General features: G+C 65.6%; 8 protein-coding genes. 5 read left to right on the top strand and 3 right to left on the bottom strand.

The genetic code is table 11. From position 1 onward, the window contains the following. Positions 1–29 precede the first annotated feature (29 nt). On the top strand, positions 30–1,466 hold the full coding sequence (locus QFZ91_RS10660; protein WP_368598227.1) for an aldehyde dehydrogenase family protein: 1,437 nt from the start codon (positions 30–32) through the stop codon (positions 1,464–1,466). 343 nt (positions 1,467–1,809) lie between these two features. Beyond that, positions 1,810–3,264 carry a DEAD/DEAH box helicase gene (locus QFZ91_RS10655; RefSeq protein ID WP_176121260.1) on the top strand — a complete coding sequence of 485 codons (1,455 nt, stop codon included), beginning with the start codon at positions 1,810–1,812 and terminating at the stop codon, positions 3,262–3,264. A gap of 107 nt (positions 3,265–3,371) precedes the next feature. Here the strand turns inward: QFZ91_RS10655 and gluQRS are convergent, their stop codons facing one another. Further along, positions 3,372–4,262: a tRNA glutamyl-Q(34) synthetase GluQRS gene (gene gluQRS / locus QFZ91_RS10650; protein WP_429567210.1), complete on the bottom strand. Its 891-nt coding sequence runs from the start codon at positions 4,260–4,262 to the stop codon at positions 3,372–3,374. A 52-nt stretch (positions 4,263–4,314) separates the two neighbouring features. Further along, positions 4,315–5,178 carry a sulfurtransferase gene (locus QFZ91_RS10645; RefSeq protein WP_176380780.1) on the bottom strand — a complete coding sequence of 288 codons (864 nt, stop codon included), beginning with the start codon at positions 5,176–5,178 and terminating at the stop codon, positions 4,315–4,317. Positions 5,179–5,494: 316 nt separating this feature from the next. Between QFZ91_RS10645 and dnaE the strand changes: the two genes are divergently transcribed. After that, the gene (gene dnaE, locus QFZ91_RS10640; protein WP_429567209.1) at positions 5,495–9,073 is read left to right on the top strand and encodes a DNA polymerase III subunit alpha; all 3,579 of its coding nucleotides are present in this window, start codon (positions 5,495–5,497) and stop codon (positions 9,071–9,073) included. Between the two features lie 58 nt (positions 9,074–9,131). Here dnaE and QFZ91_RS10635 read toward each other — a convergent pair whose 3' ends face one another. Further along, positions 9,132–9,893 (bottom strand): glycosyltransferase family 2 protein, encoded by a 762-nt coding sequence (locus tag QFZ91_RS10635; RefSeq protein WP_429567208.1) that lies wholly within the window; start codon positions 9,891–9,893, stop codon positions 9,132–9,134. A 245-nt stretch (positions 9,894–10,138) separates the two neighbouring features. Between QFZ91_RS10635 and msbA the strand changes: the two genes are divergently transcribed. Both msbA and QFZ91_RS10625 read left to right on the top strand, forming a co-directional pair. Next, on the top strand, positions 10,139–11,932 hold the full coding sequence (msbA, locus tag QFZ91_RS10630; protein ID WP_429567207.1) for a lipid A export permease/ATP-binding protein MsbA: 1,794 nt from the start codon (positions 10,139–10,141) through the stop codon (positions 11,930–11,932). A 150-nt stretch (positions 11,933–12,082) separates the two neighbouring features. Then, positions 12,083–13,135, top strand: a complete 1,053-nt coding sequence (locus QFZ91_RS10625) for a glycosyltransferase family 2 protein (RefSeq protein ID WP_429567206.1) — start codon at positions 12,083–12,085, stop codon at positions 13,133–13,135. Positions 13,136–13,157 lie beyond the last annotated feature (22 nt).

Raw genomic sequence — 13,157 nt, 5'->3', positions numbered from 1 at the left:
GCTTTGATTCGATTCAAGGAGAACGCGACATGTTGCAGAAAACCTATCCGTACTACCTCGCGAATGAGCCGGTGGCCGCCAACACCGATCTCGAAGTCACCGACAAATTCAGTGGCGAAGTCGCCACCCGCGTCGCGATGGCCGACGCGGCCGCGATCGACAAGGCGATCGGCCTCGCGGTCGAGGCGATGCCCGCAATGCGCGCCTACCCGCCGTTCAAGCGCCAGGCGGTACTCGAACACTGCGTGAAGCGCTTTCGCGAGCGCTACGACGAGCTCGCGCTCGCGCTGTGCATCGAGGCGGGCAAGCCGATCAACGATTCGAAGGGCGAGGTCACGCGCCTGATCGATACGTTCAAAGTCGCCGCCGAGGAGAGCGTGCGAATCGACGGCGAGATCATCAATCTGCAGATTTCGCCGCGCGCGAACGGTTACCACGCGTACGTGAAGCGGGTGCCGATCGGGCCGTGCTCGTTCATCTCGCCGTTCAATTTTCCGTTGAACCTGACCGCGCACAAGGTCGCGCCGGCGATCGCGGCGGGCGTGCCGTTCGTGCTGAAGCCGGCGAGCCGCACGCCGGTCGGCGCGCTGATCATGGGCGAAATTCTTGCGGAAACCGATCTGCCGAAGGGCGCGTTTTCGATTTTGCCCGCGCACCGCGACGGCGCCGACCTGTTTACGACCGACGAGCGCTTCAAGCTGCTGTCGTTCACCGGGTCGCCGGCGGTCGGCTGGGAGCTGAAACGCAAAGCGGGCAAGAAGAAAGTGATTCTGGAACTGGGGGGCAACGCGGCGGCGATCGTCGACGGCGATCAGGGCGGCAAGCTCGATTACGTGGTCGAGCGGCTCGCGTTCGGCGCGTTCTATCAGTCGGGGCAGAGCTGCATCGGCGTGCAGCGGATTCTCGCGCACGCGAGCGTCTACGACGCGCTGCGCGAGAAGCTGATCGCGAAGACGAAGTCGCTGGTGATGGGCGATCCGAAGAACGAGAAAACCTTCGTCGGGCCGATGATCTCGGAATCGGAGGCGAAGCGGCTCGCCGGCTGGATGGAGGGGGCGGTGCAGGCGGGCGCGCAGATCGTCGCGGGGGGCAAGGTCGACGGCGCGATGTTCGAGGCGACGCTGCTCGAAGGCGTGAAGCGCGACACCGATCTGTATCGCAAGGAGGCGTTCGGGCCGGTCGCGATCCTCGAGCGCTTCAACGATTTCGAGGCGGCGCTCGCGCAGGTCAACGACAGCGACTTCGGCCTGCAGGCCGGCGTGTTCACCGATTCGCTCGCGCATGCGCATCGCGCCTGGGATGCGCTCGAAGTGGGCGGCGTCGTGATCAACGACGTGCCGTCGTTTCGCGTCGACAACATGCCGTATGGCGGCGTCAAGGATTCGGGGCTGGGGCGCGAGGGCGTGCGCTACGCGATCGAGGATATGACCGAGCTGCGGCTGATGGTGATGCGCGAGACGTGGTGAGTGGGCGCTCTGACGCGGGCAGGGCGCGCGCGGGACGGCTGACGAACGCCGCGCCGCCCGCCCAGGCGCCCGACTGTCATGCCACTGTCGTCAGTGCGCACTACGCTGCGACCGAAGCAACGGCCGCGAGCGGCCGGCCAGCCGGCCGTCGCGAGCGTTTTTGCTGAAGTGCTACAATGCTGGGCTTTCGGCGGGTGTTTCCGCCAACCGGAGCCGGCCGCATTAACCGAACTCACACGGGTCTCGCGCGGAACGACGTGGCTCCGCCTTCATCCTGATGCCCTCCGCGGCCCCGACCGCTGCCGCGCGCATCGCGCCACGCGCCTTTTTAGCGAAAGCCACCATGTCCGACACAGCCGTCACGCCCAGCACCGAGACTTTTGATCAATTCGGCCTCGCGCCCGACATCCTGAAGGCCATCAAGGAATCGGGCTACACGTCTCCCACGCCGATCCAGGCGAAGGCGATCCCGGTCGTGCTGGCGGGCCGTGACGTGATGGGCGCCGCGCAGACCGGCACCGGCAAGACCGCGAGCTTCTCGCTGCCGATCATCCAGCGTCTGCTGCCGCAAGCCAATACGAGCGCGTCGCCGGCACGCCATCCGGTGCGCGCGCTGATCCTCACGCCGACCCGCGAACTCGCCGACCAGGTGGCCGCGAACGTGCAGGCCTACGCGAAGCACACGGCGCTGCGCAGCGCGGTCGTGTTCGGCGGCGTCGATATGAATCCGCAGTCCGACCAACTGCGCCGCGGCGTCGAAATCCTGATCGCGACGCCGGGCCGTCTGCTCGATCACGTGCAGCAGAAAACCGCCAACCTGGGCCAGGTGCAGATGCTCGTGCTCGACGAAGCCGACCGCATGCTCGACATGGGCTTTCTGCCCGACCTGCAGCGCATCCTGAACCTGCTGCCGAAAGAGCGCCAAACGCTGCTCTTCTCCGCGACGTTCTCGGGCGAAATCAAGAAGCTCGCCGCAACCTATCTGCGCAACCCGCAGACCATCGAAGTCGCGCGCAGCAATTCGACGGCTACCAATGTCACGCAGGTCGTCTACGAGGTCGCCGAGGGCGACAAGACCGGCGCGGTCGTGCAACTGATCCGCGAGCGCGGCCTGAAGCAGGTGATCGTGTTCTGCAACAGCAAGATCGGCGCGAGCCGGCTCGCGCGCAGCCTCGAACGCGACGGCGTGGTCGCGACCGCGATTCACGGCGACCGCTCGCAAAGCGAGCGCATGCAGGCGCTCGACGCGTTCAAGCGCGGCGAGGTCGAGGCGCTGGTCGCGACCGATGTCGCCGCGCGCGGTCTCGATATCGCCGAACTGCCGGCGGTGATCAACTTCGACCTGCCGTTCAACGCCGAAGACTACGTGCACCGGATCGGCCGGACGGGCCGCGCGGGCGCATCGGGCGACGCGCTGTCGCTGTGCAGCCCGAACGAGCGCAAGCAACTGGCCGACATCGAGAAGCTGATCAAGCGTCCGCTCGACTTGCAGCGCCTGACCGTCGAGGCGCCGGTGCGCCATCATCACGATGATCGTTCGCTGCGCCGTGAGCGCAGTGAATCGCGCGACGAGCGCAGCCGCCGTCGCACGGGCGGGGCATCGGGTTCGTATGACCGGCCGCATCATCATCGCGCGCAACCGATCGACGATTTCTTCCTGAAGCCGTACGAGCCGTCGCCGGCATCGGTGCACAAGGTCGAGGAGACGGCCGCGCCGCAAAAGGCAGCGCCGAAGCGGCAACTGGCCGCGTTGCTCGGTGGCTTCGGAATGCCGAGGAAGACGCCTTCGTCGTCGTAAGACGGGCTGTCGGGCTCGGAGCTCGGGGTGCAACGCCCCGAGGGTAAAGGCCGTGGGGCCGCGCGATTCGATGTTCCGGAAAGCGCAGCAAGCTCCCCGCATGCGCATCATCTGGATGCGCGAATGTTCATCCGTTTTGCCCAGGCCGTGGTCGCGGCGCTGTAGAACTGCTCGAGCGTCGCAGGCGGCTCGCTTCCCAGCTCCAGTCCCAGATGCCGTGCCGCCGCGCCTAGTGTTTCGAGCGGCTTGTCGCTATCGAGCGCGGTCGCGCCGTTCTGTTTGCTCAGCTTCTCGCCGTGCTCGTTCGTGACGACCGGCACATGCAGATATTCGGGCGTCGCCACGCCCAGACAACGCTGCAGATAAATCTGCCGCGCCGTCGAATCCATCAGATCCGCGCCGCGCACGATGTGCGTGATGCCCGCGTCCGCATCGTCCACCACGACCGCCAGCTGATACGCCCATTGATCGTCCGCGCGGCGCAGCACGAAATCGCCGACCTCGGTCGCGAGGTTTTGCGTCTGCGGACCCTGCCAGCGGTCGTCGAATGTGATCACGGCCGGGTCGCCGTCGGGCACACGCAGGCGCCACGCGCGCGCGGGCTTGCCGTGCAGACCGGTGCGGCAGGTGCCGGGGTAGGCGAGCGTCGTGTTGCGCGCGTGCGCGTGCAATAGCGAATCGGCGATTTCCTTGCGCGTGCAGCCGCACGGATAGACGAGACCGGTCGATTTCAACCTCTCCAGCGCCTGCTGATAGTGCGCGATGCGCTGGCTTTGCCAGACCGGCGTTTCGTCAGCACGCATGCCGAAACGTTCGAGAGTCGCGAGGATGTCCTCGGCGGCACCGGGCACGGTGCGCGGTCCGTCGATATCTTCGACGCGCACGAGCCACGCGCCGCGCTGCGCGCGCGCGTCGAGCCAGCTCGCGAGCGCGCTGACCAGCGAGCCGAAATGCAGCGGGCCGGTTGGCGACGGTGCGAAGCGTCCGCGATAGGTCATGGTGTGGGGAGGTCAGGCGAGGCGCCCGCGCCGCGAGGCACCCCGGCTGTCATTACGCGGCGCACGCAGCCTTACTGTCCGGATGGCACGCCGGGCAGGTCTTGCCCGCGACGTACATCGGCGATTGCTGTTGCTCGGGCGTGACCACCGCGCGGCAGCCGAAGCATTGCGCGGTGGCGGTCGGTTCGAGTTGCGGATTCAGCGCGGTCCGATAGTCGAACACGAAGCAGTCGCCGTGATAATGTGCGCCGCCCACTTCCTCGAAGTATTTGAGGATGCCGCCTTCGAGCTGGTACACGTTCTCGATGCCGACGTCTTTCATATGGATCGCGGCCTTCTCGCAGCGGATGCCGCCCGTGCAGAACGACACCACCGTCTTGCCTTCGAGATCGGCGCGGTTGTTCTCGATCACCTCGGGGAATTCGCTGAACTTCGTGATGCGATAGTCGAGCGCGTTGTCGAACGTCCCGACGTCGACTTCGAACGCGTTGCGCGTGTCCAGCATCACGACCGGACGGCCTTCGTCGTCGTGACCGCGGTCGAGCCAGGTCTTCAGCGTGGGCGCGTCGACGAACGGTGCGCGGCCGAGCTCGGGGCGGATCGCCGGCTTTTTCATCGTGATGATTTCGCGCTTGAGCTTGACCAGCATGCGAGTGAACGGCTGCTTGTCCGACAGGCTTTCCTTGAACTGCAGATTCGCGAACTTGCCTTCGAACAGCGCGTCGTGGCGGATGTAGTCGATGAACGCGTCGGTGTTCTCGCGCGTGCCGGCGATGAACAGGTTGATGCCTTCCGGCGCGAGCAGGATAGTGCCGCGCAGGCCGAGCGCATGGCAGCGTTCGGTGACGAATGGGCGCCAGGCGGCGGTGTTTTCGATGGTCGCGAATTGATACGCGGCGAGATTGACGATACTCATGTGTGTTCTGCGGTAAAGATGGCCGGCGTGGCGAAGGGCGGCGGGCCGTGCCGCCGCTGTTGCGCCCCCGTATAAGACCCGGGGTTTGGCGCGCGGTTTCGCGCGCGTTTGCCGCGCATTTGCCGCGCATTTGCCAGTTCAATGCGCCAGGCCGAAACAGGCGAAACCTCTATTATCCCTCAACCGGGGATTTTCCCCGGCCTGGCCGAATGGCTAACGGGTTGCGCTAGCGCAAGCAACCCGCTCGCCGACCTCGTCCTGGCCGGATGGCCAACGCGCCGTTCAGACCTGAAATCTGCGGAAGGGTGGGGTTACAATGTCGCCCATGTCAGATCCCCGCTTCGTCCATCTCCGCGTTCACTCCGAATTCTCGATTGCCGACGGCATCGTGCGTCTCGACGACATCGTCGCGGCGGCGGCCAAAGACGGTCAGGGCGCGCTTGCGCTCACCGACCTCGGCAACGCGTTCGGCCTCGTCCGTTTCTACAAGGAAGCGCGTGGCAAAGGGGTCAAACCCATTGCCGGCTGCGACGTCTGGATCACCAATCCAGACGACCGCGACAAGCCTTCCCGCCTGCTGCTGCTGGTCAAGGACCGCCGCGGTTACCTCAACCTTTGCGAATTGCTCAGCAAGGCCTCGCTGACGAACCAGTATCGCGGCCGCGCGGAAATCGAAGCCGGCTGGCTCGAAACCGGTTTGGGCGAAGGGCTGCTCGCGCTGTCGGGCGCGCAGCAGGGCGACATCGGTCTCGCACTCGCGGCGGGCAATGAAGAGGCGGCGCAGCGCAATGCACGGCATTGGGCGAAGGTATTTCCGGGCGGCTTTTATATCGAGCTGCAGCGCTATGGTCAGCCTGGCGGCGAGCAGTACGTGCAGCAGGCGGTCGCGCTCGCGGCATCGCTGAAACTGCCGGTCGTCGCGACGCACCCGATGCAGTTCATGACGCCGGACGACTTCACCGCGCACGAAGCGCGCGTGTGTATTTCCGAAGGCGATATTCTCGCGAATCCGCGCCGCCAGAAGCGCTTCACGTCCGAGCAGTATTTCCGCACGCAACAGGAAATGGCCACGCTGTTCGCGGACATTCCTTCGGCACTCGCGAACACGGTGCAGATCGCCAAGCGCTGTAATCTGAAGCTCGAACTCGGCAAGCCGAAGCTGCCGCTCTTTCCGACGCCCGACGGCATGTCGCTCGACGACTACCTGGTGCAGCTGTCGAAAGAGGGCCTCGAAAAGCGGCTCGAACAGCTGTATCCGGACGAGGCCGAGCGCGACGCGCAACGCCCGACCTACCACCAGCGCCTCGAATTCGAGTGCGGCACGATCATCAAGATGGGCTTTCCGGGCTACTTCCTGATCGTTGCGGACTTCATCAACTGGGCGAAGAACAACGGCGTGCCGGTCGGTCCTGGCCGCGGTTCGGGCGCCGGTTCGCTGGTCGCCTATGCGCTCGGCGTGACCGATCTCGATCCGCTGCGCTACAACCTGCTGTTCGAACGTTTCCTGAATCCGGAGCGGGTGTCGATGCCCGACTTCGATATCGACTTCTGCCAGCACGGCCGCGATCGCGTGATCCAGTACGTGAAGGAAAAGTACGGCGCGAACGCGGTGTCGCAGATCGCGACGTTCGGCACGATGGCGGCAAAGGCGGCCGTGCGCGACATCGGCCGCGTGCTCGATCTCGGCTACATGTTCACGGACGGCGTCGCGAAGCTGATCCCGTTCAAGCCGGGCAAGCACGTGACCATCGCCGACGCGATGAAGGAAGAGCCGCTATTGCAGGAGCGCTTCGACAACGAAGACGAAGTGCACCAGCTGCTCGAACTCGCGCAGCGCGTAGAGGGCTTGACGCGTAACGTCGGTATGCACGCGGGCGGCGTGCTGATCGCGCCCGGCAAACTGACCGATTTCTGCCCGCTCTATACGCAGGGCGACGACAGCGGCGTCGTCAGCCAGTACGACAAGGACGACGTCGAGGCGGTCGGCCTCGTGAAGTTCGACTTTCTGGGCCTGACCACGCTGACCATTCTGGATTGGGCCGAGCGCTACATCCGCCGCCTCGATCCGTCGAAGCAGGACTGGTCGCTAGGCCAGGTGCCGCTCGACGACCCCGCGTCGTTCTCGATCCTGAAGAAAGCGAACACGGTCGCCGTTTTCCAGCTGGAAAGCCGCGGCATGCAGGGCATGCTGAAGGACGCGCAGCCCGATCGCTTCGAGGACATCATCGCGCTCGTCGCGTTGTACCGCCCGGGTCCGATGGACCTGATCCCGAGCTTCTGCGCGCGTAAGCACGGCCGCGAGGTGGTGGAATATCCGGACCCGCGCGTCGAACCTGTTCTGAAAGAGACCTACGGCATCATGGTCTACCAGGAGCAGGTGATGCAGATGGCGCAGATCATCGGCGGCTACTCGCTGGGCGGCGCCGACCTGCTGCGTCGCGCGATGGGTAAGAAAAAGCCCGAGGAGATGGCCCAGCACCGCGAGATTTTCGCGGAAGGCGCGGCCAGGAACGGCCTCACGCGCGAGAAGTCCGACGAAATCTTCGACCTGATGGAGAAGTTCGCGGGCTACGGCTTCAACAAGTCGCACGCGGCTGCGTATGCGCTGCTCGCCTACTACACCGCGTGGCTGAAGGCGCACTATCCGGCCGAATTCATGGCGGCCAACATGTCGCTCGCGATGGACGACACGGACAAGGTCAAGATCCTGTTCGAAGACTGCCTCGCGAACAAGATGGTCGTGTTGCCGCCGGACGTGAACCTGTCGGCGTATCGCTTCGAGCCGGTCGCCGAAGCCGACGGCAAGCGCTCGCGCACGATCCGTTATGGTCTCGGCGCAATCAAGGGCAGCGGCCAGAACGCGATCGAAGAAATCCTGCGCGCGCGCGAGGACGGCCGCTTCATCGACATCTTCGATTTCTGCAATCGCGTCGACCGGCGCATCGTCAATCGACGCACGATCGAAGCGCTGATTCGCGCAGGCGCGTTCGACACGCTGCATGCGAACCGCGCGCAGCTGATCGCATCGGTGTCGCTCGCGATGGAAGCGGCCGAGCAGGCGGCGGCCAATGCGCTGCAGGCGGGTCTGTTCGACATGGGCGACGCGCCGTCGCAAGGCCACGAACTCGTCGACGAACCGGAGTGGCCGGAAAAGCGCAAGCTGCAGGAAGAAAAGGCCGCGCTCGGTTTCTACCTGTCGGGCCATCTGTTCGATGCATACAAGGACGAAGTGCGCCGGTTCGTGCGCCAGAAGATCGGCGAGCTGAAGGAAGGGCGCGACAAGCTGGTTGCGGGCGTGATCGTGTCGCTGCGCACGCAGATGACCCAGCGCGGCAAGATGCTGATCGCGCTGCTCGACGACGGCACCGGTCAGTGCGAAGTGACGGTCTTCAACGAGGTCTTCGAAGAACACAAGCAGCTGTTCAAGGAAGACGAGCTGCTGATCGTGCAGGGCCAGGCGCGTAACGACGCGTTCACGGGCGGCATCCGCTTCACCGTCGAAACGGTGATGGATCTCGGCCGCGCGCGCTGCCGCTACGCGGACTCGCTGAAGGTGCAGATGAACGGCAACGCTAACGCGCAGGCATTGCGCCGGGTGCTCGAAGCGCACACCGCCGGCAAGGAAGAGCCGGCCGGGGCAGCCGCGTCGGCGGCCGCCACTCGTGGCAACGGCGGTGGCAACGGCGGCGGGCGTGGCGGCTTCGGCGGCGATGGCGGTCGTCAGCGTCAGGCGGTGCAGATTCCGAATGGACTCGCGGTGCAGGTGGTTTATCGCAGCGAGCATGCGCAAGGCGAAATGCGTCTGGGCGACGCTTGGCGCGTGAAGCCGACCGACGAACTGCTCGCCGCGCTGCGCGGCGAGTTTGCGGGAAGCTCGATCGAGATCGTGTATTGAGCGAGGTCGGCGGTGTGGATCGGCCGGTGCCGCGTGTATCGGCTAATCTGAGCTCAGCTTATCGCCCGCCCGTTTTTTCCAGCCGCGCCAGCTTCAGAAACCGGTAGTACACCGTCTCCGCATTGAACAGCGCGATCATCAGCCCGGCGCGGCCGTCCAGAAAGCCGCGCCGCAGCAGATAAGTCCGCACGAACGCCCACAGGCCGCGCCCGAGCGCGAGGCGAATGCTGCCCTTCTGCCCGGCCTCGTAGCGCTGCCGCGCGCCGGCCGTCGAATACGCGTTGAGCTTGCGCAGCACGCCCTCGTAGTCCTCGTACGAGTAGTGCATCAGCTTGCCGGTCAGGCGTTGCGCGGGCGTGTCGAACACGAGGCGCTCGTGCACGAGATCGTCGGAGAAACGCGCGGTGCCGCGTTTGAAAAGGCGCGGAATCCAGTCCGGGTACCAGCCGCTGTGATGGACCCATTGGCCGCAGAAGCTCGACAGACGGTCGACCGCGTAGACGTCGGCGGCGGGCGCGGCGAGCGCCGCGCGAATCGATGCGGCAAGTTCCGGCGTGACGATTTCGTCGGCGTCGAGCGACAGTACCCAGCTTGTGGTCAGTGCATCGACCGCACGGTTCTTTTGCGGGCCGAAGCCCGGCCAGTCCGTTTGCTCGATGACACGCGCGCCGTGCGCGCGGGCGATGTCGGCGGTGCCGTCGGTGCTGCCGCCGTCGATCACGACGATCTGGTCGGCGAAGGCCACGGCCTGCAGGCATTCGGCGAGCCGCGCCGCCGCGTTCCGGGTGATGATGGCAACGCCAAGAGTGGTTTCTTGCATACCTGAGTTGCGTGGAGGACGAAGTGACGGAGCGGGGCCCCGCGACCCGGCAATCGAGCAGCGAGTATACACATCCCATCCGGCCCTGCACCACAGCGTGTATCGGCCAAGGTGTTGCGCGCATGCCGTCGCGCGCCGAGCGCCGGCCGTCATCTGCAACCGATTACAATGCTCTTTTTTGATATTCCACGCGGCCACCCAACCCTGCGTCGCGTGCTCGCCGTTCCGCATTTCCAGAGGATTCCTTGAGCGCGAAGCCAACGTTAAGCAAATCCATGGGTTCAGGCGATGCGTCGTCGCCGGCCGTCGTCCTGCGGCGCCTGTGGCCATTCATCAAGCCGCTGCTGTGGGTCGTGCTCGGCGCGATTGTCGCGATGGCAGTGAGCGCCGGCACCGACGCCGCCATTCCCGCGCTGCTCAAGCCACTGCTCGACAAGGGCTTCGGCTCGCACGCGGTCGACAAGACCAAGTGGCTCGTGCCGATCGCGGTGATCGGCCTCGCGCTGATTCGCGGCGTGTCGCAGTATGCGTCCGGCTATCTGCTCGCGTACGTGTCGAACAAGATCCTGCTCGAGCTGCGTCTGAAGATGTTCGACCGCATGATCCACACGAGCGTCGCGTTCTTCCAGCGCGAAACCGCGAGCACGGTCATCAACGCGATCGTCTTCGAGGTCAACCAGATTCTGAACGTGCTGCTGAGCGTGATGGTCACGCTCGTGCGCGACTCGCTGACGGTGATCTTCCTGCTTGGCTATCTGTTCTATCTGAACTGGCGCCTGACGTTGATCGTCGCGGTGCTGCTGCCGGGCATCGGCTGGCTGGTCGGCAAGATCAATCGCCGGCTGCGGCGCCTGAACCGCGAGCATCAGCTGCTCACCAACGAGCTGTCGTACATCGTCGAGGAGACGGTGGGCGGCTACAAGGTCGTCAAGGTGCATAACGGCGAGCAGTACGAGATGGACCGCTTCAACTCGATGAGCCGGCGCCTGCGCGGCTACGCGATGCGCATGACGGTATCCGGCGGCCTCGCGCAGCCGTTGACGCAGTTCCTCGCGTCGATCGCGCTCGCGGTCGTGATCACGATCGCGGTGGTGCAGTCGTCATCGGATCAAACGACGGTCGGCGGCTTCGTCGCGTTCGTCACGTCGATGCTGCTGATCATCTCGCCGCTCAAGCATCTGATGGACGTGAACCAGCCGTTGCAGCGAGGTATGACCGCGGCCGAGCTGATCTTCGGTCTGATCGACGAGCCGGCCGAGCCGAAGGGCGGCGGCAAACCGCTCGCCCGCGCGCGCGGCGAGGTCGAGTTCCGCGACGTGTCGTTCACCTACGGCGCCAGCTCCACGCACAACCGTCACACGCTCGACCAGGTGTCGTTCAAGGTCGCCCCGGGCGAGATGGTCGCGCTTGCGGGTCCGTCGGGCAGCGGCAAGACCACACTCGTGAACCTGCTGCCGCGCTTCTTCGATCCGACCGGCGGCGCGATCCTGGTCGACGGCGTCGCGCTGCCCGAGTACGACCTGCACGCGCTGCGCAGCCAGATCGCGATGGTGAGCCAGGACGTCGTGCTGTTCAACGACACCATCGCGCACAACGTCGCGTACGGTCAGGAGGTCGATGCGGAGAAGGTCAAGGCGGCGTTGCGTGCGGCGAACCTGTGGGACACCGTGCAGGCGATGCCGCAGGGCATCGAGACGCTCGTCGGCGACAACGGCATGATGCTGTCGGGCGGCCAGCGCCAGCGTCTCGCGATCGCGCGCGCGATCTACAAGGACGCGCCGATCCTGATTCTTGACGAAGCGACGTCGGCGCTCGATTCCGAGTCCGAGCGCCACGTGCAGGCGGCGCTCGAAACGCTGATGAAGGGCCGCACGACGCTCGTGATCGCGCACCGGCTGTCGACCATCGAGCGCGCCGACCGCATCCTCGTGATGGAAGCGGGGCGGATCGTCGAGCGTGGCAGCCATCGCGAGCTGCTCGAGCACGACGGCTTGTACGCGCATCTGCATCGCATCCAGTTCCAGCAAAGCCCGGTTTGATCCGGCACATTGCGGCCCCAGCCGCTGATTCTCCTACCCGGCCCATTGTCTGGGCCGGTGTTGTGTTTAAGTCTCAATTTATTGCGCTTTTTCGGCGCTCATCGCATGCTGGCGGGCAATCACGGTCCGCCTGGCGGAAATCGACTGCCTATGTTTGACGACGATCCGAGCAAGCCGCTCGTCTCCATCGCGCTCGCGACGTACAACGGCCGCACTTATCTGCCCGAGCTGCTGGCTTCGCTCGAAGCGCAGAGCTGGCCGCATCTCGAAGTCGTGGTATCCGACGACGCATCCTGCGACGGCACCCGCGAACTGCTCGCGTCGTATACGGGACGCGTGCCGGTGCGGCTCGTCGGTGATGGCACGCGGGCGGGCATCGTCGGCAATTTCGAGCGCGCGCTCGCCGGCTGCCGCGGCGACTACATCGCGCTTGCCGACCAGGACGACGTCTGGGCGCCCGAGAAAGTCGCCGATCTGATGCGGGAAGTGCGGCGCGCGGAAAGCGCGGGCGACGGCGCCGCCACGCCCGCGCTCGCGTTCTGCGACATCGAGCTCGTCGACTCGACGCTGTGCCGTCTGTCGCGCTCGCTGTTCGATATCACCGCGAAGTCGCGCTGCGCGACGCGCTTGCGCGATTTTCTGCTGAGCAACCATGTGCCCGGCTGCGCGATGCTCGTCAACCGCGCGGCGCTCGATCGCGCACTGCCGTTCCCGCCCGGCATCGTGATGCACGACTGGTGGCTCGCGATGGTGGTTGCGTCGTTCGGCGAGATTCGCCACGTCGCGGCGCCGCATCTGAAGTATCGGCAGCATGACGGCAACGCGGTCGGCGCGAGCGCGACCAACGAGCGCGGCGCGGCGCGCGAAGAATGCGGTGCCGAGGCGGCACGGCGGCGCGGCGCGAGCCGGCGGCGGCAGATCGAAGCCATCGCGGATCAGGTGCGGGTGTTCACGCGGCGCTTCGGCGCCGAGCTGCCCGTCGATGCGCGTCACGACATCAACGCGTTTTCGCGTGGTGTCGCGAGCTGGCGCGGCGCGTTCGAGTTCGTGATGATCAGTCACACCGGCGAGACCTTCGTGCGCTCGGTGAAGATGCTGCGGCGCTTGCGCGCGAGTGTGCTGAGCTTCGGCGTCGAAGTGCGAAGGCCGAGTCTCGCGCGACGCTTGCGGCAGCGGCGGGGCGCGTCGCGCGGAGTTTCGTGAGCCGCGGTCGCGTCGAGTCGCA

Origin of the sequence: Paraburkholderia sp. JPY419 (assembly GCF_050435705.1) — a bacterium.
In the GTDB taxonomy this organism is placed as follows: Bacteria; Pseudomonadota; Gammaproteobacteria; order Burkholderiales; family Burkholderiaceae; genus Paraburkholderia; species Paraburkholderia youngii.
The sequence above is the reverse complement of the archived record's forward strand: the minus strand, read 5'-3'. Positions and strand labels throughout refer to the sequence as shown.

What these genes read in the sequence shown, in the direction of transcription:
- QFZ91_RS10660 (WP_368598227.1), top strand. Translation starts at nt 30, where the DNA reads ATGTTGCAGAAAACCTATCCGTACTACCTCGCGAATGAGCCGGTGGCC.
- QFZ91_RS10655 (WP_176121260.1), top strand. Translation starts at nt 1,810, where the DNA reads ATGTCCGACACAGCCGTCACGCCCAGCACCGAGACTTTTGATCAATTC.
- gluQRS (WP_429567210.1), bottom strand. Translation starts at nt 4,262, where the DNA reads ATGACCTATCGCGGACGCTTCGCACCGTCGCCAACCGGCCCGCTGCAT.
- QFZ91_RS10645 (WP_176380780.1), bottom strand. Translation starts at nt 5,178, where the DNA reads ATGAGTATCGTCAATCTCGCCGCGTATCAATTCGCGACCATCGAAAAC.
- dnaE (WP_429567209.1), top strand. Translation starts at nt 5,495, where the DNA reads ATGTCGCCCATGTCAGATCCCCGCTTCGTCCATCTCCGCGTTCACTCC.
- QFZ91_RS10635 (WP_429567208.1), bottom strand. Translation starts at nt 9,893, where the DNA reads ATGCAAGAAACCACTCTTGGCGTTGCCATCATCACCCGGAACGCGGCG.
- QFZ91_RS10625 (WP_429567206.1), top strand. Translation starts at nt 12,083, where the DNA reads ATGTTTGACGACGATCCGAGCAAGCCGCTCGTCTCCATCGCGCTCGCG.